General features: G+C 42.6%; 25 protein-coding genes. 10 read left to right on the top strand and 15 right to left on the bottom strand.

What is annotated here, in order from left to right:
- Positions 1-59: 59 nt before the first annotated feature.
- The 7 genes from EWM62_RS13765 to EWM62_RS13740 form a co-directional block, all read right to left on the bottom strand.
- Positions 60-509, bottom strand: a complete 450-nt coding sequence (locus EWM62_RS13765; protein ID WP_129877248.1) for a hypothetical protein — start codon at positions 507-509, stop codon at positions 60-62.
- A 38-nt stretch (positions 510-547) separates the two neighbouring features.
- The gene (locus EWM62_RS19340; RefSeq protein ID WP_162499844.1) at positions 548-691 is read right to left on the bottom strand and encodes a hypothetical protein; all 144 of its coding nucleotides are present in this window, start codon (positions 689-691) and stop codon (positions 548-550) included.
- Between the two features lie 8 nt (positions 692-699).
- Positions 700-1,224 (bottom strand): IS1595 family transposase, encoded by a 525-nt coding sequence (locus tag EWM62_RS19705; protein WP_203235046.1) that lies wholly within the window; start codon positions 1,222-1,224, stop codon positions 700-702.
- Positions 1,169-1,630, bottom strand: a complete 462-nt coding sequence (locus EWM62_RS19700) for an IS1595 family transposase (RefSeq protein ID WP_129877246.1) — start codon at positions 1,628-1,630, stop codon at positions 1,169-1,171. Before EWM62_RS19700 ends, EWM62_RS19705 begins: the two co-directional genes overlap by 56 nt.
- Before the next feature lie 340 nt (positions 1,631-1,970).
- Positions 1,971-2,402: a hypothetical protein gene (locus tag EWM62_RS13750; protein ID WP_129877245.1), complete on the bottom strand. Its 432-nt coding sequence runs from the start codon at positions 2,400-2,402 to the stop codon at positions 1,971-1,973.
- A gap of 246 nt (positions 2,403-2,648) precedes the next feature.
- Positions 2,649-3,176, bottom strand: coding sequence for a ribosome maturation factor RimM (gene rimM / locus EWM62_RS13745; RefSeq protein WP_129877244.1), 528 nt, complete (start codon positions 3,174-3,176; stop codon positions 2,649-2,651).
- Between the two features lie 77 nt (positions 3,177-3,253).
- A complete protein-coding gene (locus tag EWM62_RS13740) occupies positions 3,254-3,808 on the bottom strand; it encodes a 30S ribosomal protein S16 (protein WP_129877243.1) in 555 nt (184 codons plus the stop codon).
- Between the two features lie 282 nt (positions 3,809-4,090).
- Here EWM62_RS13740 and EWM62_RS13735 point away from each other — a divergent pair, with 282 nt between their 5' ends.
- Positions 4,091-4,447, top strand: coding sequence for an endonuclease domain-containing protein (locus EWM62_RS13735; RefSeq protein WP_129877242.1), 357 nt, complete (start codon positions 4,091-4,093; stop codon positions 4,445-4,447).
- Between the two features lie 308 nt (positions 4,448-4,755).
- Complete coding sequence (locus EWM62_RS13730; RefSeq protein ID WP_129877241.1) at positions 4,756-6,648, top strand: SPFH domain-containing protein; 1,893 nt, start codon at positions 4,756-4,758, stop codon at positions 6,646-6,648.
- 173 nt (positions 6,649-6,821) lie between these two features.
- Here EWM62_RS13730 and pfkA read toward each other — a convergent pair whose 3' ends face one another.
- The 5 genes from pfkA to EWM62_RS13705 form a co-directional block, all read right to left on the bottom strand.
- Entirely contained in the window at positions 6,822-7,799 is a 978-nt protein-coding gene (gene pfkA / locus EWM62_RS13725; protein WP_129877240.1) for a 6-phosphofructokinase, read from the bottom strand.
- Between the two features lie 119 nt (positions 7,800-7,918).
- Positions 7,919-9,655: a protein-disulfide reductase DsbD family protein gene (locus EWM62_RS13720; protein ID WP_129877239.1), complete on the bottom strand. Its 1,737-nt coding sequence runs from the start codon at positions 9,653-9,655 to the stop codon at positions 7,919-7,921.
- A gap of 2 nt (positions 9,656-9,657) precedes the next feature.
- Complete coding sequence (locus EWM62_RS13715; RefSeq protein ID WP_129877505.1) at positions 9,658-10,110, bottom strand: protein-disulfide reductase DsbD N-terminal domain-containing protein; 453 nt, start codon at positions 10,108-10,110, stop codon at positions 9,658-9,660.
- Between the two features lie 28 nt (positions 10,111-10,138).
- On the bottom strand, positions 10,139-10,585 hold the full coding sequence (locus EWM62_RS13710; protein ID WP_129877238.1) for a protein-disulfide reductase DsbD N-terminal domain-containing protein: 447 nt from the start codon (positions 10,583-10,585) through the stop codon (positions 10,139-10,141).
- Complete coding sequence (locus EWM62_RS13705) at positions 10,586-11,311, bottom strand: biotin--[acetyl-CoA-carboxylase] ligase (RefSeq protein ID WP_238989346.1); 726 nt, start codon at positions 11,309-11,311, stop codon at positions 10,586-10,588.
- 92 nt (positions 11,312-11,403) lie between these two features.
- Here EWM62_RS13705 and rsfS point away from each other — a divergent pair, with 92 nt between their 5' ends.
- From rsfS to EWM62_RS13690, 3 genes are all read left to right on the top strand, one after another.
- The gene (gene rsfS, locus EWM62_RS13700) at positions 11,404-11,778 is read left to right on the top strand and encodes a ribosome silencing factor (protein WP_129877236.1); all 375 of its coding nucleotides are present in this window, start codon (positions 11,404-11,406) and stop codon (positions 11,776-11,778) included.
- Between the two features lie 64 nt (positions 11,779-11,842).
- The gene (gene ftsH, locus EWM62_RS13695; RefSeq protein ID WP_129877235.1) at positions 11,843-13,954 is read left to right on the top strand and encodes an ATP-dependent zinc metalloprotease FtsH; all 2,112 of its coding nucleotides are present in this window, start codon (positions 11,843-11,845) and stop codon (positions 13,952-13,954) included.
- An 81-nt stretch (positions 13,955-14,035) separates the two neighbouring features.
- Complete coding sequence (locus EWM62_RS13690) at positions 14,036-14,674, top strand: LutC/YkgG family protein (RefSeq protein WP_129877234.1); 639 nt, start codon at positions 14,036-14,038, stop codon at positions 14,672-14,674.
- Positions 14,675-14,718: 44 nt separating this feature from the next.
- Here EWM62_RS13690 and EWM62_RS13685 read toward each other — a convergent pair whose 3' ends face one another.
- The 3 genes from EWM62_RS13685 to EWM62_RS13675 are packed head-to-tail and all read right to left on the bottom strand — an operon-like array spanning position 14,719 to position 17,016.
- Positions 14,719-15,819 carry a metallophosphoesterase gene (locus tag EWM62_RS13685; RefSeq protein ID WP_129877233.1) on the bottom strand — a complete coding sequence of 367 codons (1,101 nt, stop codon included), beginning with the start codon at positions 15,817-15,819 and terminating at the stop codon, positions 14,719-14,721.
- 46 nt (positions 15,820-15,865) lie between these two features.
- Positions 15,866-16,333 carry a hypothetical protein gene (locus EWM62_RS13680; RefSeq protein WP_129877232.1) on the bottom strand — a complete coding sequence of 156 codons (468 nt, stop codon included), beginning with the start codon at positions 16,331-16,333 and terminating at the stop codon, positions 15,866-15,868.
- A 29-nt stretch (positions 16,334-16,362) separates the two neighbouring features.
- Complete coding sequence (locus tag EWM62_RS13675) at positions 16,363-17,016, bottom strand: hypothetical protein (RefSeq protein WP_129877231.1); 654 nt, start codon at positions 17,014-17,016, stop codon at positions 16,363-16,365.
- A gap of 232 nt (positions 17,017-17,248) precedes the next feature.
- Between EWM62_RS13675 and EWM62_RS13670 the strand changes: the two genes are divergently transcribed.
- The 5 genes from EWM62_RS13670 to EWM62_RS13650 all read left to right on the top strand — a co-directional run bounded on the left by EWM62_RS13670 (position 17,249) and on the right by EWM62_RS13650 (position 20,676).
- Positions 17,249-17,635 carry a lipocalin-like domain-containing protein gene (locus EWM62_RS13670; protein WP_129877230.1) on the top strand — a complete coding sequence of 129 codons (387 nt, stop codon included), beginning with the start codon at positions 17,249-17,251 and terminating at the stop codon, positions 17,633-17,635.
- Positions 17,636-17,726: 91 nt separating this feature from the next.
- Positions 17,727-18,593: a hypothetical protein gene (locus tag EWM62_RS13665; protein WP_129877229.1), complete on the top strand. Its 867-nt coding sequence runs from the start codon at positions 17,727-17,729 to the stop codon at positions 18,591-18,593.
- Positions 18,594-18,810: 217 nt separating this feature from the next.
- Positions 18,811-19,278, top strand: a complete 468-nt coding sequence (locus tag EWM62_RS13660; protein WP_162499843.1) for a hypothetical protein — start codon at positions 18,811-18,813, stop codon at positions 19,276-19,278.
- Positions 19,251-20,069, top strand: coding sequence for a sensor histidine kinase (locus tag EWM62_RS13655; protein WP_129877227.1), 819 nt, complete (start codon positions 19,251-19,253; stop codon positions 20,067-20,069). Before EWM62_RS13660 ends, EWM62_RS13655 begins: the two co-directional genes overlap by 28 nt.
- Positions 20,038-20,676: a response regulator transcription factor gene (locus EWM62_RS13650; protein ID WP_129877226.1), complete on the top strand. Its 639-nt coding sequence runs from the start codon at positions 20,038-20,040 to the stop codon at positions 20,674-20,676. The genes EWM62_RS13655 and EWM62_RS13650 overlap by 32 nt, the downstream gene beginning before the upstream one ends.
- Positions 20,677-20,701 lie beyond the last annotated feature (25 nt).

The following is a 20,701-nucleotide window of genomic DNA, read 5'->3' as shown; positions in this document are numbered from 1 at the left end:
TGTAAAACAAAGTTTACAAATGTCAAGTATTTTGGTAACTATATATCAGTTGGGACAAACTAATTTTTAAGATAATTAGCAATTAACTCAACAATAACTTTCGCCAGCACACCAGTAACAATTAAAATTATGAATTTCCAAATAGAGTTTAGCGACTTAATAGCTTTCGGAGTAATAGCATTCATTATATTCAAAACAGATTTTTTGAAGTCAGATAGGGCGTAACCCGTTTTATTTTTGTGATACAATGTGTCTGTTGGTTCGGGCGTCCATATTTCATAAGAAAACTCATTAGGGTGTTCTTTTACAGAACGCTCTGCATGTTCTTTTTCAACAATACCTAAGAATAGTTTATAAAAACCCTGCTCTTTATTTCTATTATTCTGATATAGGCTAACAACATCCTTGTAGCTCACTACATCGTATAGGTCTTGGTTTATCTTACGTAGCCAAATAGAAATAGTAACCTCTGATAATTCTTTAGTTTGCTTGTGTTTTATTTTAACCATAAAAAAAGCCTCCGATTTAGGGAGGCTTAATATAGATATTACTTTTCTTCTTTTTTGTCAGGGGCTTTAGTATTTACAGCCATGTTAATCATCTGCTCTAAAGTCCCCTCAAACTTTACCTTTTCCTCATACTTCTCTGCACGTGGTTTAGGTTCTGATTTTTTCTTCGTTTCTTTTGCCATACGCAAAATTACTTAATTAAATCAGCATAAGTTAAACGTACATTGTTGATGTTTTTAACAGCATCCTCAAAACGGTTAACATCTGTTGTTTTGCGGGTGTTATAGCGGTACTGAAACTCATTACAGTAACGGCCTAAATGTTTAGGGCTAACTTGATGATATATCCCGTAAATACCTCTTTTAAGCTGGCTAAAGAAACCCTCGATAGTATTAGTGTGCATTGCACCCCTTACGTACTCTTTATTCACGTGGTTAACAACTTCGTGGTTGTAAGAATGCTTAAGGCTACCGTACATAGTTGAACTATCGGTAATGATTAAAGAGGTTTCGGTAACGTTTGCCTGTATCAATGGTAACACATCAGAATATTTAACGCTATTAGCTTTTAATACCTGTGTACGCACTTGTCCGTTTTCACGATTAACCATTGCGATAACACTTGTTTTGCTAAAGTACTGCGCACCTGTTGCACGTAATTCAGCGCGTTTTTTTATTGCTCTTGTTTTTGGTTGCACCGCCGACGTATGTTTCATCGATTTCAATCGTACCGTCTAATTGTTTAGGTTGGTTAGCGTTTAACATTTCACGTATGCGATGTAAAATAAACCATGCTGTTTTTTGAGTAAGGTTTAAATCACGTGACAACTGCAAAGAAGAAACGCCCTTTTTATGAGCAGTACATAAGTACATTGCAGCAAACCATGTACGTAACGATATTTTTGTATTCTCGAATATTGTACCAGTGGTTACAGTAAATTTCTTTTGGCACTCTTTAGCCTTGCATTTAAAACCTCTATTAGTAATGTATGCGCCAACGTTACCGCAATGTGGGCATGCTGGTTCAGTACCCCAACGGCTGTTAGCTAAGTACGCTTTGCAGGTATCTTCTTCTTTGAAGAAATCTAATACTTGGATAAGGCTTTTGAATTGAGTTGTCATTGTTTCTTTGTTTGCTTATACAAATATAATATTAATAACTTAATGGGACAAATTTATTTGAAAATAATTTGAGATGGAGAAAATAGAAACGCACGATTGTGCATAATAATTAATTTGTATAATTAAATTATTATCCGTAATTTAGAGCATGCAATGACAGGAGTGGGGGATTGGGCTCGCGGCCTTACCCCCTACTATCAATGCCCTTAAAAGCAAGTTTACCCGTCATCGTTTAAAGTCGTGCGTTGTAGTCCATTACACTACTGCTAAGTTTGAAAGCTACTACTCTCAATTCTTACGGCAAATGTGACCGTCTTCGCCCGCACAATCTTAAACAACCTTAGAGGGGCAGAATTTCTGCCCTTTCTTTTTCTGTATCTGGATTTAAATAATACTTGTATTTCTTCCCTCTTGTATCAGCTTTTAAAATACCAGCCCTATACAACCTACTTGCAGCGCCTGTCAATCCGTTATATAATTTCTTTTGATCTGTATCATCACCTGCTTTCAAAAGGTAGTCTACCATGTGGTTTATATACCCACCCTCTATTCCTCTTAGAGAAAAAATAACTTTTTGGTCATAAGACATAAATGGGTCGAATTCTAATTGAACTCCGCTACCTTGAAGGTATTGAGATGGTTCTGATGTATCAGCCCCTACAATATCGTAAACGAACAAGGCGGCTCGCACCTTCTCCAGTTGCATTAATAAATTTGATTCCTTTTGTTTTAAATGTTGAACAACCTGTTCGTCTGTTATTTCTAAACTCATAGCTACTACTCTATGGGGGATAAAATTACAAAATAAAACTTAGGTTGCAAATGATTTTCGTAAAAAAGACAAATAAAAATGAAAGGGGCTTTAAAGCCCCTTGTCTACCATGTAAAATCATGTTTATTAGTTTGTCCCAACTGATATATAGTTACCAGTTTTTTTGACAAAATATTTTTGAAACAAAAAAAGCGCTATTTAAGCGCTTTAATCTTATTCCCACTTCGGGGGGTTAGGGGGCTTCGGCTAACTCTCCAGATATACATCCAGCAAACCATCCGGCAGCGCAATATAGATCTCGCCGCCATCCACGTCAATCCCTTTGATGATATCAACGTTTAGCGGGAACAGCACTTCCTTATTTTTAAAGTTTACCGATGCAATCAGCTGTTGCGGGTATTCTACCACATCCAGGATCTCGCCAAGTTCGCCGTGGGTTTCGTCAACGGCAATAAAGCCTTTTACATCTTTAAGGGTAAATTCCTCTTTCTTTTTTTTGGGCTTTACCTTGTTGGGCAGGTATATATCTTTCTTAACCAGCATGGCTGCTTTTTCAATAGTATCTACATCTTCCAGGTACAGGTAGGCCTGGTTCTTTTGCAAAAACTTTATCGAACTTACAAAATAGGGCACCAGCTTGCCGGCAATATCCACAAACAGTGATTTTATCTTAATGGTATCAGCATCCTCAAAATCAATGTACAGCTGCATTTCGCCTTTTAACCCTTTGGTTTTTAAAATACTGCCCAGCCTGAAACAATCCTCGGTTTTCATAATAATACTTTTAAATAACAATGGCGAAGAACCGTTGGGTTGCTTCGCCATTTGCTCTAGAACTTACGTCCAAATAATTATTCAGCGCTTTCTGCTTCGGTTTCAGTATCTGCGGCAGCTTCTTCAGCCGGTGCTTCTTCGGTAACTTCTTCCTCTGCTACTTCTTCAGCAACAGGTGTGTTTTTAGCAACGATAGCTGCAGCTTTATCTTCTTTCTTTTTCGCTTCAGCAATTAAAGCCAGTTTACGAGCTTCGTCTTTTGCAGCGTTAAGATTTGATTTTTTACCTGTTATTTTACCGTCTTTTTGATCTAACCACTCAGCAAATTTAGTTTCTGCCTGTTCTTCGGTTAAAGCACCTTTTTTAACACCACCTTGTAAGTGTTTTTTGTATAATACGCCTTTGTAAGACAGTATTGCACGGCAGGTGTCTGTTGGCTGTGCGCCATTGTTAACCCACTCAAGGGTTTTTTCGAAATTGATGTCAATTGTAGCCGGATTGGTGTTTGGGTTGTATGAACCTACACGCTCAATAAAACGACCGTCTCTTGGAGCACGGGCATCTGCTACTACGATGTAATAAAAAGGTTTTCCTTTTTTACCGTGTCTTTGCAGTCTGATCTTAGTTGCCATTCTTTTGTTTTTATGTATTCAACATTGTCCCCGGAGTTCTTTCTGCGGGGATGCAAAGGTATAAATTATTATTTATATATAAAAGGCTTGTAGTTAAATAGGTAGCTGTTTCATTTAGTTTACTCACTCCCTGCCCCCTCTTTGCAAAGCAAAGAGGGGGTCTTTTTTTCTTTTTTCTTCACCCTCTTTGCGCAGCAGAGAGGGTCGACAAGCGCAGCGTAGTCGGGGTGAGTAGCTGGCGCGGAGGTATTGCACTTTGTAACAAGTTTTGTAAATTCACTTATGCCTTCTATCATTCAGTTATGCCGGGATCTGAGAAAACGACAAACTCCCGCTGAAAATTTACTTTGGAATATATTACGAAACCGGGGCTTAATAGGGAAGAAGTTTTTGAGGCAGCACCCTATTTGCGTAAAATCAGCAATGGGTAGATACGAATATTACATTCCGGATTTTTATTGTGCTGAGGCACGGTTAGTTGTTGAAGCGGATGGCCCGGTACATTTATTTAAGAAAGAATACGATAAGAATAGAGATGTGGTATTAAGAGACTTAGGATTGACCATTTTAAGATTTAAAAACCGGGAAATTGAGGAACATCTGGATGCCGTTTTAAAGAAAATTACGGAATACTTGTAACAGGGCGGCCTACCGCTTCATTAGTTTACTCACCCCCTGCCCCCTCTCTGCTACGCAAAGAGGGGATGTTCAAAACATCTTTTCAATTTCCCCACCCTCTTTGCGCAGCAGAGAGGGTCGCGCACGAAGTGCCGCGGGGTGAGTAAATAGCCGGGGCGCATCACTCCAAAAATATTTTCGCCGTTTTTTGTAACAACAAATATCACCCTGCATCATAATATCGCTATATAGCCAAGGTCTCATAAAGCTATAAGTTATTGTGAGGAGCCCGCACCTTAAGGGCCCCGTTAAATAAATCAAAAACAAAAATGTCTGAAACAATTATTCAACTCTGGTGGGTATTCCTGCTGGTTGGCGCTCTGGTGCTTTACAAATTTGTATTGCGCGTTTTATGTGGTATGATCATCGTTCCTGATGACCGTATTGGTTTGGTTGTTAAAAAATTCACCCTTTATGGGAGCAAGCGGCTGCCCGATGGCCGTATCATTGCCATTAGCGGCGAAGCGGGTATGCAGGCCAAGCCCCTTGCCCCGGGTTTGTACTGGCGCATGTGGCCGTGGCAGTATGTAATTACAATGGAGCAGTTTACGGTGATCCCGCAGGACAGGTTGGGCCTGGTAAAAGCTAAGGACGGCGCGCCGATGGATATTGGCCGTGTACTGGGCAAGCCGGTTGATTGCGACAAGTTCCAAGACTCGCAGGCCTTCCTGGAAAACAATGGCCAAAAAGGCCCGCAGGCCGCGTTCCTTACACCGGGTAGTTACCGTATCAACACTTTTCTGTTCGAGATTGTGATGGTGCCCACTACCAGCATTCACGAAAACAAAGTGGGTATTGTAACCACATTGGATGGTGAGCCTTTGGAAAAAGGCGAGATCGCGGGCGGATCGGTAGTGGGCCACCGTAACTATCAGGACCCGATGGCTTTTATAAAGGCGGGCGGTAAAAAAGGTTTGCAGGAAGATGTTATCCTGGCCGGTACCTATTATCTTAACCCCTGGTTTGCTATTGTAGAACAGGTAGAGATGGTACATATCCACATTGGTTTTGTGGGTGTTGTGAACTCGTTTGTTGGCCCGGAAGGTAAAGATACCAGCGGTACGGGCTTTACACATGGTAACATAGTCAAAAAATACGATAAAGGTGTTTGGGACGAACCGCTGGACCCTGGTAAACACCCTGTAAATATTTACACCCACACGGTAGAGATAGTGCCTACCACCAACATCGTATTGAACTGGGCAAACAGCCGTACCGAAAGCCACGAGCTGGATAAAAACCTGTGTACCATAAGTGTGCGTTCATCCGATGGTTTTACATTTAACCTGGATGTTTCGCAGATCATCCACATCCCGCGTAACGAGGCACCAAAGGTGATAGCCCGTTTCGGTAACACAAAAAACCTGGTATCGCAGGTATTGGAACCCACCATTGCCAACTACTTCCGTAACTCGGCACAAAAAAGTGGTGTGATAGAGTTTTTAACCAACCGTTCGCAAAGGCAGGAAGATGCGCGTGCGCAGATAAGCAAGGTACTTAACGAGTATAACGTAGAGGGTGTAGATACCCTGATAGGCGATATTGTGCCGCCGGAAGCCCTTATGAAAACGCTTACCGACCGTAAAATTGCCGAGCAGGAACGCGTTACCTACGAGATCCAAAAAAGCGCGCAGGTAGAGCGTAAGGAATTTGAAAGCGCCAAGGCAGGTGCCGATATGCAGCCCGAGGTTGTAAAATCAACCCGCCAGGTGGAAATAAACACCCAGATGGCCGCCTCTAAAGTTGCCGCTGCAAGGGGTGATGCCGAGTCGAGAGTGATCAACGCCAAAGCGGACGCCGAAAATAAAACCATTATTGCCCGTGCGGATGCCGAAGCAAAAACCATTAACGCCAAAGCGGATGCAGCTGCAACCGAAGTAAATGGTAATGCCGATGCCGGTAAAATTAAAGCCATAGGTTTGGCCGAAGCCGAGGTTACCAAACAAAAAACAGAAGCTATGGGTACCGAGCAATACGCCATTGTGCGTGTAGCCGAAGCCCTGGCCAACAACGGCATCAAGCTGGTGCCCGAGATTTTGGTGAGCGGGCAAAATGGTGGCGGCAACGGCATGATAGATGCCCTCATCGGTAGCGAAATGCTAAAGAAGATGCAGCGGGAAGCCGGTGAGAAAGTAGTTGATATTACGCCTAAGGCGGAGTAATGCCATAGAATACCATGTCATTGTGAGCGATAGCGCGGCAATATCGTAGCCAATGCATAAACGATAAGCATGCGACGAGATTGCCACGTCGCTACGCTCCTCGCAATGACATGTTTATATAAAGAAAAGCCCCGCAGAAATCTGCGGGGCTTTTCTTTACCGTTTGTCCAACCTTATATTGCCAGTATCTCTACTATCTTTAAAAAGTTGGGGTTAATTTCGATGTTGTGTTTGCAGGCGTGCTCAAACGGGGTGTACGATATTTCGTTATGGATAACACCTATCATTTCGTTACGGCGGCCATTCTTAAGGGCTTCAACGGCGGCAACACCAACACGGCTTGCCAGCACCCTGTCCTGGCAAGACGGGCGGCCACCTCGCTGGATGTGCCCAAGAATAGATACCCTGGTATCATAATGCGGGAAACGCTCTTTCACATGCCGACCTATCTCGAACGCGCCACCTGCATCATCACCTTCGGCAACTATTACAATTTTTGATAGTTTGTCTTTACGGCCATGCTCCAGGCGCTCGCAAAGGGCATCGATATTGGTTTTACTTTCGGGAATAACAATTGCTTCTGCCCCAGATGCGATGCCCGTACGCAAAGCAATAAGTCCGCTATCGCGGCCCATTACCTCTACAATAAACACCCTGTCATGCGACTCGGCGGTGTCGCGGATCTTATCAACCGCATCAATTACCGTGTTAATGGCAGTATCGTAACCAATGGTAAAATCGGTACCTAAAAGGTCGTTATCTATAGTACCGGGCAAACCCACTATAGGGAAATCGTATTCCTGGCCAAAAATGTGCGCGCCGGTAAAGGTACCATCACCGCCAATGCCAACAAGGGCATCAACGCCATGCTTTTTTAATTGGTCGTAAGCTAATTTACGGCCACCCGCTGTTCTGAATTGCTCGCTGCGGGCTGTTTTAAGAATAGTACCGCCACGCTGAATGATATTGGAAACAGATTTGCGGTCCATTGCAAAAAACTCGCCGTTTATCATCCCTTCGTACCCACGGCGGATACCGGTTACCTCAATATCATAATAAATTGCTGAACGTACAACCGCACGGATAGCGGCATTCATACCCGGGGCATCCCCACCGGAAGTAAAAACTCCTATATTTTTGATCTGCGTCATTATTAAAAGGGCGCTGTCGCGTTGTAAGTGTAAACAGAAAGAACTTTACAAAAGCCATGCAGGCTGGCTACATCGTTTTCGTAAAGTTCCGCGAATTTACATTAATTTTTTTTACCCGCCTACTTTTTATAAGCTGCGATACCGCTATCAAGATAAGAAATAAAGGTTTTAACATCCGTAGCGCCTATTGATGGTACAAGCGCATCGCCATTTTCATTAGTAATTACGTAGTTTGGCTGGGCGTTAGAATTGTATTTGGTTATCTCCAGGTCAAGCCATTTAGCGCCAATTTCAGTAATCTCTTTTCCTCCCGAGGTTGATTTATATCGCTCGGCAACCGGCAGGTCTGTTTTATCATCTATAACCAGCTGTAGTATTATAAACTCATTTTGCAGTCGCTTTAATACTTCGGGGGTTGGCAGTACCGTTTGCTCCATTTCGCGGCAGTTAACGCAGTTCCAGCCGGTAAAATCAATAAATATTGGTTTATGCAATTCTTTTGAAAGCTGTACCGCCTGGTCATAATCATACCATTCATCAAGGCCTTTTACTTTTGGCAAGCGCTTAAAAAGCTCTTCGTATTTTTTAACTTTTATGGTGGATGTATTGGCCGGCGTAGCAATTGTAGCACTGCCGCCGCCGGATATGTCAAAATCCTGTGTGCTTAAAGGTGGCAACAAAGCGCTGATGGATTTTAACGGCGCACCCCAAAGGCCGGGCACCATATATATGGTAAACGCAAACATACCCATGGCAATAAATGTGCGGGTTACCGACAGGTGCGTTAGTTCACTATCGTGCGAAAATTTGATCTTCCCTATGAGGTATAAACTCATTAATAAGCCTATCGCTATCCAAAGGGAAAGTACCACCTCGCGGTCTATCAGGTTCCAGTGATAAGCAAGGTCTACATTTGATAAGAATTTTAAGGCGAATGCGATTTCGATAAAACCCAGTATCACTTTAACGCTATTTAACCACCCGCCAGATTTTGGCAGGCTTTTAAGCGCCGACGGGAACATGGCAAATATGGTAAATGGAAGGGCTATGGCTAACGAGAAGCCAAACATTAATACTGCAGGGCCAAGTCGCTCGCCTTTAAGCACAATACTTGGTAATATGCCGCCAATTGCCGGCCCGGTACAAGAAAAGGATACTACTACCAATGTAGCCGCCATAAAGAAGATGCCGGCAAAGCCGCCCCTATCAGAGTTTGCGTCGAGTTTGTTTGCTAATGAGCTGGGTAGCGTTATTTCAAACGCACCGAGAAATGATGCCCCAAAAACCAACAGCATTAAAAAGAAAAAGAAGTTAAAAACGCCATTGGTCGCCAATCCATTAAGAGCGGCGGCGCCAAAAATGATGGTTATGATCAACCCGAAGACAACATAAATAAATATGATGGAAAGGCCATATAAGCAGGATTGCCATATGGCACTGCCGCGGCTGCCCCCCCTTTTGGTAAAAAAGCTAACTGTTAATGGCAGCATTGGGTAAACGCAAGGCAGTAAAAAAGCCGCGAAGCCGCCGGCAAAGCCAAAAATAAATAACTGCCACAGGGTTTTGGGAACGTCACTCTTTTCGGTGCCTGTATTTGTAGAAACACTTGTTGCACTGGATTTTTTTACCGGATCGGCTTTTACTTGGGCCAGCGAATCAGCCTTTTTCTTATTGGCTATAAGTTGCTGCGATGCCGAAGGAACATCCGTAAATTCCACATCATTGGTCGAAACCGTATCGGCGGTTTGCGCCCTTAACTGCTGCGGCGCTAAAACGGTGAGCGCTAAAAGCGTTATCAAAAATAAAAGCCCGTTACGGAACCGGTTGCGGCTGACGGCCGATGTGATTGTCCTCATTATTATTTACCTAACGGGATAGAAAATGCTACTTCGTCTGGTGGAAGACATTTTGAATCATTACAGGTCATAAATTCCACTTTACCTTTAACTGCCGAAGCTTTGGCCGACTTTAGTTTTATTTTTTGCTGAAATATAACCACGTTCTCAAAGTATCCAACATTCATGTTAAAAACCTTTTCGAAATGAGTTATCGGTTTCGGCTCACTTGGTTTACCAACCAACATATATTCTTTTGATGGCGCGAAGGTAAAACTGGTTTTTATAGGCCCGCCTTCTTTAACCGTTTGCGAGTAAATATGCCAGCCCTGGTCCATTGTCGCTTTTATCAAAACAACCGCCTCGGTGGCGCTGGTTTTTTTGGCAGCGTACGACCATTTTACGTGCGCTTCTATCTGCGCCTGCGCAGCAAAGGTTATCATTAATGCAATTACTGCTAAAAATACTTTCTTCATCATATCTGTTTAAATTCTTATCCTGTTCTTATTTCCCTATCGGGATGTTAAACGTTATCTCTTCGGGTGGTAAACACTGTGTTTTACAAGCCATATACTCTAACTTGCCGTTTATAGTTTTTTTATTTGCCGATTTTAATTTTACCTTTTGCTGAAAAACTACCAGGTTTTCAAAATAGATAACGTTTGCTTTAATTGCCGGCTCATATTTAACAATAGGCTTTGGTTCTAAAGTTTTACCCATCAATATATATTCTTTTGAGGGCTTAAAAGTAAATGTTGTTTTTAAACCTCCACCATCAGGGTTTTGCGAGTATATATGCCATCCCTTATCAATAGTGGCTTTTAATAATACCATCACTTCGGTAGCGCTTATTTTTTTAGACGCGTAAGCCCATTTAACCGGGTGCTGCACCTGTGCTTTTGCTCCAATGGATATCATCAGGGCGGTTATGGTTAAAAGTACTATTTTCATTTACGTGTTTACAAACTCTATTTCCTTTAAGTTGTAAAGCTGCCCGCCTGTATCCTGTTCAACCAACAGCAGGCCGCTTTCTTTAACATCCTTTATAACACCTTCAAAAACCTGCCCGTTCGACTTAAATTGGTGCCGTTCGTTTAACCGGTATAGTCGGTTTAAATAAGTATCCCTTACAAATTCCAGCCTGCCGGCTTTAAGATGCAGGTAATATGCTTCAATATGGTTACAAATTTCTGCTAATATATTTTTTAAATCATAATCCTTCTGTAATATCTTTCTCACAGAAGTAGCGTTAACGGCATTGTCGGGAAAATTTTGCTGGTTTACATTAAGGCCTATACCAATTATGGCGCTTTTTATTTGGGTGCCCTGTAATATGTTTTCAATAAGCATCCCGCCCAATTTATTATCTCCGTAATAAATATCGTTTGGCCATTTTATCTTCAGGCTGTCACGTAACAGGGGGTGCAGTGCGTCATATATACCCATACTAACGGCGCAGGTAAGGTAAAACTGCTGCGATGCCGATAAAAAGGATGGCCTTAACAATATGCTGAAGGTTAAATTTTTGCCCGGTTCTGCATGCCAGGTGTTTTCGCGCTGGCCGCGGCCGGCAAACTGGTGTTCTGCCATAATGACCGTTCCATCAGGTACTGGCTTGGAATTTGACAAGATATTTTTGAGGAATGTGTTTGTTGAGTCAACTTCTTTTAGTGACACTAAATTTTGTCCAACAAATAATCCTGAAAATATGTTATTTTGCAACGTATAATATTATTTAACCTTAAATCGTTCAAAACTAAATCTTTTTAATGGTAAAAAGTAAAGTGATAAATGAATCCACCTATATTTCTGAACTTGCCATACATGGCATGCAGGAAAAAAAGGGGAATGATCTTGTAAGGCTCGATCTTCGTAATATAAACAGCTCGGTAGCAGATTACTTTGTAATTTGCCACGCCGATTCGGCCACACAGGTAAAAGCAATAGCAAATAGTGTTGAGGAAGAAATTTATAAAGCGGTACAGCAGGACCCTTGGCGCAAAGAGGGGCTTGAGTACGGCGAATGGATACTGCTGGATTATATAGATGTTGTCATACACATCTTCAGGACCGATAAACGCGAGTTTTATGGTGTTGAAGACCTATGGGGTGATGCTGAAATTAAAAGCTATAAAAGCGCTTAAACAAAGCTCAAAAATACAATACCCTTTTAAAATTATTTATTTGATAAGTTGAGCTTGTACAAACATGGAAATTAAAGATAAAAAGTCCGATTCCTCAAAACCTTTACGCAAGGTTCCGAATAAAAAAATTACGCCTAAGCCGCCCAAGTTTAACCTGATGTGGCTGTATGCTATCGCCATTATTGGTATTGTGGTTGTACCTACCTTAATAACCGGCGGCACCGGCACACAGATAGATTTTCAAAGGTTTAGCACCAAAATGCTGCGCACCGGTGATGTTGAAAAAATTGTTGCCTACAAAAACGGAGACCTGGTAACCGCCGAGATCTTTATTAAAAAAGACAGCCTTACCAAACCCGAGTATAAAGATGCCGGCAAAAGCCAACGCGGTTTAGGTGTATCTAAAGATCCGCAGTATAACTTTACCGATGCATCCTACGAAAGCTTAAAGCAATCTATAGCTGCAGCGCAAAAAGATGTTCCCGAAGGCCAAAAAACGGCGATAGAATACCAACAGGGTAAAGAAAGCTTGCTAAGCAACTTTTTGGTGCAATGCGTTATCATGGCTATCTTGCTGGTTGCCATATGGCTGTTTATTATGCGCCGCATGGGCGGTGGTGCAGGCGGTGGCGCCGGTGGCCAGATCTTTAACATTGGCAAATCAAAAGCTACCCTGTTTGATAAAGAAGCCCAGGTATCGGTAACGTTTAATGATGTTGCCGGCCTCGAAGAAGCTAAACAAGAGGTTATGGAGATTGTAGATTTCCTTAAAAACCCAAAAAAATACACCAACCTGGGGGGTAAAATCCCTAAAGGCGCGTTGCTGGTAGGTTCGCCGGGTACGGGTAAAACCCTTTTAGCCAAAGCCGTTGCAGGTGAGGCACAGGTACCTTTTTTCTCACTTTCGGGTTCCGATTTTGTGGAGATGTTTGTGGGTGTGGGTGCATCGCGTGTTCGCGATCTGTTTAAACAAGCAAAAGATAAAGCCCCTTGTATCATATTTATAGATGAGATTGACGCTATTGGCCGTGCCCGTGGTAAAAACACCATGATGGGTGGCAATGATGAGCGCGAAAATACCCTGAACCAGTTATTGGTTGAGATGGATGGTTTTGGTACCGATAGCGGTATCATTATCCTTGCAGCCACCAACCGCCCCGATGTACTGGACAGCGCTTTAATGCGCCCGGGACGTTTCGACAGGCAGGTATCTATCGATAAACCCGACCTGATAGGCCGTGAGCAGATCTTTAAAGTGCACTTAAAACCTATTAAGGTTGCGGAAGGCGTTGATGCCAAGAAGCTATCGGCCCAAACACCGGGTTTTGCCGGAGCCGAAATTGCCAACGTTTGTAACGAGGCTGCTTTAATAGCCGCACGTAAAAACAAAGAGGCTGTTGATATGCAGGATTTTCAGGATGCTATTGACCGTGTTATTGGCGGATTAGAGAAAAAGAACAAGATCATATCTCCGGAAGAGAAGCGCATTGTGGCTTACCACGAGGCCGGCCACGCCATTGCAGGCTGGTTCCTGGAGCATGCCGATCCGCTGGTTAAGGTATCTATCGTTCCGCGTGGTGTTGCTGCGCTGGGGTATGCCCAATACCTGCCAAAAGAGCAATTCCTTTACACTACAGAGCAATTACTTGATGGTATGAGCATGACCATGGGTGGCCGTGTTGCCGAGGATATCACTTTCGGTAAAATATCTACCGGCGCGCAAAACGACCTGGAACGTATTACCAAGCTGGCTTACGCAATGGTTACCATTTATGGTATGAACGAAAAAGTTGGTAACGTATCTTTCAACGATACGCAGGGCGAATACCAGTTTAACAAACCTTATTCTGAAAAAACATCAGAACTGATCGATAACGAGGTGCGTACTTTAATTGGCGATGTTTACCAAAGCACCAAGCAATTACTGATTGACAAGCGCGAAGGATTAATTGCCCTGGCTAATAAACTGCTGGAAAAAGAGATCCTTTTCCAATCAGACCTGGAAGAAATATTGGGTAAACGCCCGTTTGATAACCGCACCACTTACGATGAGTTTGTGAACGGACCGGAATCAAACCAGGAACCTGCGGCACAAAGCCTGGTTCATGAAGGCGTTGGCGACCACTCGGGTACATTTGACCGTAACCCCGAAGAAACAGATACAACTAAAGAGTAATCTTAAGTTTGAAGTTAAAAGTCGTAAGTCTGAAAAAGGCTTGCGACTTTTGACTTTATACTTTTAACTTTCGACTTATAAATGAGGGATATTACTACATCTAAAGAAAAGTTATTGAAAAAGGTGCGTAAGGCGCTTTTGGAGAAACGCGATAATCCCTATCCAAACCTGGAAGAACTGCCTATGTACCCACCCAACGAGGAGATGCTGGAGGTGGTTTTTGCCGAAGAGTTTACAGCCGTAAGCGGCCAGTTTGTTTTTTGTGAGGACGAAGTACAGTTTATTGAAAACCTGCTGGAGCTTGCAGAAGAACGCAAATGGCATAAAATTTATTGTTGGGAACCCGCCTTGCAAGATATGCTTAAGCAGTACGAGTATCCTTTTTTTGAAACTGATAAAGATTTTGACCAGGCCGATGTGGGCTTTACCCTTTGCGAGGCTTTAATAGCCCGTAATGGCACTATCTTATTAACCAACGCCAACGCCGCGGGCAGGCGCTTAAGCATTTATCCCCCGGTGCATATCGTACTGGCCTACACTTCGCAGTTGGTGCTTGATCTTAAGGATGGGTTTAAATTGCTTAAAGAAAAGTATGGCCCGCGCATGCCATCTATGATCACCCATGTTACCGGCCCAAGCCGCACTGCCGATATCGAAAAAACACTTGTTTTGGGTGCCCACGGGCCTAAAGAGCTGTTTGTGTTTTTGCTGGATGGTTAAGGGTTTCGCCGTTTAAGGAGCAGAGAGGGCGCTCTTCGTATATATCACTCCGCTCCTCTTAAAATATTCAACTCCTCCAGCTTACATTCTTCCAGTACTATCCGCTCGCTTACTTTTTTGTGGTATGCCCATTTGATAAGGCGTATGCAGCCATCTGTAATTTCTATCCCGGTGATATCGCCATCGTTAAAACAGCAGCAGCCGGTATTAAAGTACGTGTCCAGGTAGCCGTTAAAATCTGGCTGGGTGTTACCCTGCAGGTGCAAGCCGGTTATTTTCTTTTCAAGTTCGGCTATTTTAACAAGGTCTTTAGCCTGTTTAGCTTTATCCAGGCCTATGTATAATATCTCCAGTTGGGTTAAGGATCTGAAAACCGGCTGGTGCGTATGCCCGGTTATCAGCAGCATGTTTTTCCGCTCACTGCTCCACTCGTACATAATGCGGTTATGATCTGTTTTTAATTGGTTATTATAAGCCGGCGTATTTAAGTTAATATGCAAGTAGGATTGCAGGGGCGCCCAAATATCCGATACGAACCATTTACTAAACCAGTTGCCATCGCTCTGCAGATCGCCCTGGTGGCCGTGGGTCATAAATATTTCAAAGGGTTTGTTGTTAATGATTGTTTGCAGCACCGCGCCTTCGTATATACGGATAGCCTTATCGTATATCTGCATCAGGCTTATCTGCGATAATGGGTCGTTATCCCAATACAGGTCGTGGTTGCCGAATATCTTTACAAACCTATCCTGCTGTATAAACAGCTTTTCTTTTTCGAAAGTGCTTTTATTATGGCGCTTTACGGTTACAAAAAGGTTCTCCCAAAGCTCCTCACTATCGCCCAGGTTTATGTAAATGAACTGTTCGTTAAAATAATGATCGAGCGCCGCCAGGTAATTGCCTGCGGCTTTGGCAAAAATATCCGCCCCGTCACGCGCGCCCTTGTGCTGGTCGGATAGAATGATGAACTTGTCCTTATGAATATCAAACGGGATAACCAACCCCTTTTTGCCGGGCTTTGTAGTAATATTTTTATAAAGGGCGCTTAAGGCTTTATTTACCCTTGCCTTGTTTGGCCGCGAAGAAAACCTGTTGGCAAGGCGCGAAACCGGTTTATAAAGTAAGCGTTGAAAAAAACGGCGCATGTAGTGTTAACATGCGCCGTTGGTAATTGTGTGATAAGGTATATATTCAATATTTACCGGAGCCGGTTACGGTTACTGTTTCGTCGGTGGTAAGGTCTATCATATTAACAGAGAATGTGTAGGAGTTTGAACCTGTTTTTGTAACGGTGCCGCCGGTTGATGAATATATGGTACTGCTGTTAACCGTACATATCACATACAATTGTGAAGAAAACGGCACATTATCATCAATCTCTACAACATTGCTTGTACCGCTGCTGCCCGTGGGTATATTGTAAACAATGAACGAAGCGCCGGTGCTTGATGCAATAATAGCATCAATGTTACCCGACACACCGCTTGTTGCCGGTATAGATTGGCATGGGCCACTAAATTTTGTGCCCTTTACCGTAAAAGTACCGGTTGCGCCTGCGCCTATATCGTTATCGTCATCTTTTTTACAACTGCCTAAACATGCTACTACTAAAATAAGCAGCAGGCTTTTAATAAAAATGTTTCTCTTTAAAGTTTTCATAGTTCGTATTTTTTATAATTGTGATTTTTTTAGAATGTGAACAGGTAGCTAACCCCTGCAAACGCATACGAGCCGCCGGTCACCTTTATATAGTTATAGCCAAAGCCCAAATGAGATTTTTCGCCAATATTTAAGCCTATTTTAGCCGCTAAAAGCAAATTGGTATCACTTGCGGAGTTGCCGTCATCGTCTGATATACGCAGGCTGTAAAGGCCAACTTGTGGCTCAATAAAAAACATATCGCCAAGCTTAGCCAGGTAGCCTATTTTAACGGGTATACCTGCGTATTTAAAATCTACATCCTCTTTTGGTAAAAAATAATTATAGCCAACTGTACCGGTTACCGCGCCGGCATCGCTTAAATGGTAAAGCGCCTTAAGGTTGATGCCCGCACCCGCCGATACCGAATTTTTAAAATTACCCAACGGCAATAGCGCTTCCGGCTCCAGGCCAATTGCAAACCCCGAGGCAGAGCCATCGGCGGCGGCAACGTTTTTAAAATATCCCTTTTGCCCAGGCAGGCTGTTTTCGGCCGGCGGAACGGTAATAGCAGGGCCGATAGCCTGGGTGTTGGCCGTTACGGCTACATAGTGGTTACTCACAAGGGAGCTTTGCGCACTTGCGCTAATACCTGCACATAACAGGGGAATAAACAAGAGTTTTGAAAAGTTAAGGTTTTTCATGTTATTAATTAGTTGCCTACTCTGTTCCGTTTTCGGCTTACCCGGCCGCAATTATCTGCAATTGCTTGATCACAAATCTCTGTTTGTAAGCAAGCCGCACCAACCCTTATAACACCCAAGTTATACTGTGTTTAAACCAGTTAAATACCGTGAAAACACGGGCGACTTAAAAGACCGGCGGCAATACCTTAGCCATCATTAAATTCATTACTAAACATTAATTATTCCGATCATGAAAAAACTATTATTAATTGCTTTATTACTTATAGGCAGCTCGGCAGCATTTACCGGGTGCAGTAAAAAAAATGATGACGATGGCAGCCCATCCGGTTCGGTATCAAAAAGCAAACTCATTGGCAAATGGCTTTATGTGAAGTTTGTGGAAGATGGCGACACCGAAACCTTTAACAATGGCGAATATTTCCAGTTTAATGAAGACGGTACAGCTTATGACAGCATGGATGACGATAACGCGCAATGGAGCGTAGCCGGAAATAAAATAACATTTGTTGTAGACGGCGACCCCCATGTAGCCACCGTAGAAAAGCTGACCGGCAGCGAATTGGTAATGTCTACAAATGATGACGGAGAAACTTCAACGGCTTATTTTAAAAGATAATAGGTTTGCAGGCAAAAAAACCGATTCGATTTTTTTGCTTGACGATATCTAAGTTTAAACCTAATTTACAACCACTTAAACAACACACACAATGAAAAAACTATTATTATTATTAAGCTTGATCCCGCTTATGATGGCGGCCTGCACCAGCAATGGCGACAAACCCGCTGCAGACACTACCGCATTAACAACTGCTGCTAAGTCGCATTTAAACTCCCTTAACGCCTTGCCCGAACTAATTACGCTAAATGGTGTGCCGTTGGCAACGGCTGATACTTTTGTAAGCAATTTTATAAATAAGCCAAGTGTTTATAAAAGCCCGACAAGTATCTGGTTTAGTAAAGCCTATGTGGATAGCCTAAAAGCGCTCCTTTACAAAGAGGGTGCTGATGGCTTCCGTATTTACTTTGCAACCTATCCAAACGGGCATAATGTTATCATTACATCTACCCGTGAAACCGGAGTACCCGATACCCACCAGGATTATTTTGAACATTCGTCTAAGTTTTTAAAAACAGCCGACGCAAGGGGTGTAGTGGATTACACAGGTAGAAAAGGCGCAACCCTGTATGACCCGGCTTTAAAGTGCCCGGGTACCGATAATTGCAACGCTACTTACACCCATTATTTAAAATGCGATGAGGCTGCCGCGAGAGTTAAAAACTTTACTAATGACAAATTTCTGACCACAAGCGAGTGGTTTGATATAGAGGTGTTAGATAATTTATCTAAAGAGTTAAATGGTAATTCAAGCGCCGATGGCATCCGTATTTATTACGCCCGCAACACCAACCCAACTAAAAACACACATGGTTTTGTTATAACAACTACCAAACCTTCTGGCACAAACAGTAGTACGCATGATGATTATTATACCTGTACCACAAAGTTTAGAGATCTGGATAACGGCGAGCAATGCCCTAACAATTGTAACGGCGTAACCTGGCCAAAACCATAAAAATCTCATGCTCAGATATCTTACCCTAAATATTTCAGTAGAACTTATCTGCCTAATTATTGCAATAGTATGCTTAAATAAAAAAGCGGGAAAAGCCTGGTTTAGCATGGTGCCCCTGTTGATAATAATATGTATTGCCGAGATATCAGGGAAGTATCTGAAAACAATATACCTGCAAGATACCGTACATAACCTGCCAAATTCATGGATATACAATTTGCTTTTGATTTTCCAGGCGTTATTTATAAGCCTGCATTTTAAATATTTAATAGGTAATTATGTAAACAGCAAGCCCCTAATTATTAGCGGGCTTGCTTTAACAGCCTTGCTGTATTTTTATGAATCGCTTGATCATGGATTGTATAAATATCACAACCTTACCAATACTACGCTATCAATACAGTTCATCATTTATAGCCTATACTATTTTTATAATTTATTAAAAGACGATAGCTATGTTAACCTGCGGTACTCGGCTGGTTTTTGGTGGGTTACCGGCATTTTATTCTTTTGTTTTGGCAGCGTTATTTCCAGCCTTTTCTATTATAAATTATCGGTTATTTTAATAACCACAAAAGGATCTTTAACTGCCTATATTTATTATGCGCTTAACATCATATTATACAGCTGCTGGAGCTATTCGTTTATCTGCAAAAAATGGCAAACGTCGATATTAAAGAAATAGTACTTATTGCAACCGTTATCTTTTTACTGGCACCAACCTTTTTGGTGCTTTATGTAAACATGTACAACCAACGCAAAAAAAAGCATATCGAAGAAAAAGCTTTGCTCGAATCCAAATTTCAGCAGGAACTCCTTAAAGCGCAAAACGAGATGCAGGAGCAAACGCTTACCCACATCAGCCGCGAGATACATGATAATGTTACCCAGGTTTTATCCTTTGTAAAGTTAAACCTGGCTATACCGGCCAAAGCCACCCGCGAGCAGGCCGAATTAAAGATAGGCGAAAGCCGTAACCTGATAGCACAGGTAATAAACGACCTGCGCGACCTTTCTAAAAGCCTCAGTTACGACCATATTGTGCAGCTTGGCCTTGTGAAAACTATTGAAATAGAAGTTGGGCGCATCAACAAGAGTGGCATTATTGCAATTGAGTTGGCCGTTGGCGGCGATGCGCATAATTTGGGAGAACAACGGGAGCTGGTGTTGTTCCGCATTTTCCAGGAGGCGTTGAATAACGCGCTTAAACACTCGGGCGCAAAACAGCTAAAGGTTAGTTTGGATTATTTTGAGCATTTGTTTAACTTAACCATCCACGACAACGGGGTGGGGTTTTCTGCCGGTGAAGCGCCAAACGGCGGCTCCGGCTTAAAAAACATGGTGAACAGGGCTGCCTTAATTGGTGCTGCTGCTGTTATTGACAGCGCGCCAGGCAAGGGTTGTTGTATAAAAATTAGCATTGACCCCCTTACACAATATACACATGCCAACCGAAACCACAATAGCGCTGGTTGATGATCACCGCCTTTTCAGGAGCGGTATTGTATCATTAATAAACAGCTTTACCGGCTACAAGATCCTTTTTGAAGCCGGCAACGGCGAGGAGCTGATGCGTAAAATATCGCCCAAATTTAAGCCCGACATAATTTTGCTGGATATTAATATGCCCGTTATGGATGGCATAAGCACGGCACAATGGCTACGCGACACTTATCCTGATATATGCATTATCATATTATCCATGTTCGAAGATGCCGAAAAGGTGCTTACCATGGTTAAAATGGGCGTTAAGGGCTATCTACTTAAAGATGCCGAGCCTAACGAGTTTGAACAGGCGCTAAAAAAAGTATCGCAGGGCGAGATATATTATCCCGATTTTGTTACCCGCCACCTGGTGCAAACTTTTAATAAACACAGCGAGCAAGTTAAACTAAACAGCCGCGAGATTGAGTTTTTAATGCTGGCGGGCACCGAACTCACTTACAAGGAAATTGCCGACCAGATGTGCATAAGCGCCCGCACAGTTGATGGTTACCGCGACCAGCTTTTTGAAAAACTACAAATTAAAAGCCGTGTTGGCCTTGTGCTTTACGCCATAAAAAATAATATGATAGAATTGTAATTTGCTAAAATAATTAGCAAATTTG

The organism is Mucilaginibacter terrigena (genome assembly GCF_004168255.1).
GTDB classification, from domain to species: domain Bacteria; phylum Bacteroidota; class Bacteroidia; order Sphingobacteriales; family Sphingobacteriaceae; genus Mucilaginibacter; species Mucilaginibacter terrigena.
Note: the sequence above shows the minus strand (reverse complement) of the source record. Positions and strands in the feature narration are given on the sequence as shown.

Coding starts and splice junctions, on each gene's coding strand:
- EWM62_RS13710 (WP_129877238.1), bottom strand. CDS start 10,585: ATGAAAATAGTACTTTTAACCATAACCGCCCTGATGATATCCATTGGA.
- EWM62_RS13750 (WP_129877245.1), bottom strand. CDS start 2,402: ATGAGTTTAGAAATAACAGACGAACAGGTTGTTCAACATTTAAAACAA.
- rimM (WP_129877244.1), bottom strand. CDS start 3,176: ATGAAAACCGAGGATTGTTTCAGGCTGGGCAGTATTTTAAAAACCAAA.
- EWM62_RS13665 (WP_129877229.1), top strand. CDS start 17,727: ATGAAAAAACTATTATTATTATTAAGCTTGATCCCGCTTATGATGGCG.
- EWM62_RS13730 (WP_129877241.1), top strand. CDS start 4,756: ATGTCTGAAACAATTATTCAACTCTGGTGGGTATTCCTGCTGGTTGGC.
- EWM62_RS13740 (WP_129877243.1), bottom strand. CDS start 3,808: ATGGCAACTAAGATCAGACTGCAAAGACACGGTAAAAAAGGAAAACCT.
- EWM62_RS13685 (WP_129877233.1), bottom strand. CDS start 15,819: ATGCGCCGTTTTTTTCAACGCTTACTTTATAAACCGGTTTCGCGCCTT.
- EWM62_RS13675 (WP_129877231.1), bottom strand. CDS start 17,016: ATGAAAAACCTTAACTTTTCAAAACTCTTGTTTATTCCCCTGTTATGT.
- EWM62_RS13715 (WP_129877505.1), bottom strand. CDS start 10,110: ATGAAGAAAGTATTTTTAGCAGTAATTGCATTAATGATAACCTTTGCT.
- EWM62_RS13650 (WP_129877226.1), top strand. CDS start 20,038: ATGCCAACCGAAACCACAATAGCGCTGGTTGATGATCACCGCCTTTTC.
- EWM62_RS13765 (WP_129877248.1), bottom strand. CDS start 509: ATGGTTAAAATAAAACACAAGCAAACTAAAGAATTATCAGAGGTTACT.
- EWM62_RS19705 (WP_203235046.1), bottom strand. CDS start 1,224: ATGAAACATACGTCGGCGGTGCAACCAAAAACAAGAGCAATAAAAAAA.
- EWM62_RS19340 (WP_162499844.1), bottom strand. CDS start 691: ATGGCAAAAGAAACGAAGAAAAAATCAGAACCTAAACCACGTGCAGAG.
- EWM62_RS13670 (WP_129877230.1), top strand. CDS start 17,249: ATGAAAAAACTATTATTAATTGCTTTATTACTTATAGGCAGCTCGGCA.
- EWM62_RS13680 (WP_129877232.1), bottom strand. CDS start 16,333: ATGAAAACTTTAAAGAGAAACATTTTTATTAAAAGCCTGCTGCTTATT.
- EWM62_RS13735 (WP_129877242.1), top strand. CDS start 4,091: ATGCCTTCTATCATTCAGTTATGCCGGGATCTGAGAAAACGACAAACT.
- pfkA (WP_129877240.1), bottom strand. CDS start 7,799: ATGACGCAGATCAAAAATATAGGAGTTTTTACTTCCGGTGGGGATGCC.
- EWM62_RS13655 (WP_129877227.1), top strand. CDS start 19,251: ATGGCAAACGTCGATATTAAAGAAATAGTACTTATTGCAACCGTTATC.
- EWM62_RS13690 (WP_129877234.1), top strand. CDS start 14,036: ATGAGGGATATTACTACATCTAAAGAAAAGTTATTGAAAAAGGTGCGT.
- rsfS (WP_129877236.1), top strand. CDS start 11,404: ATGGTAAAAAGTAAAGTGATAAATGAATCCACCTATATTTCTGAACTT.
- EWM62_RS19700 (WP_129877246.1), bottom strand. CDS start 1,630: ATGACAACTCAATTCAAAAGCCTTATCCAAGTATTAGATTTCTTCAAA.
- ftsH (WP_129877235.1), top strand. CDS start 11,843: ATGGAAATTAAAGATAAAAAGTCCGATTCCTCAAAACCTTTACGCAAG.
- EWM62_RS13720 (WP_129877239.1), bottom strand. CDS start 9,655: ATGAGGACAATCACATCGGCCGTCAGCCGCAACCGGTTCCGTAACGGG.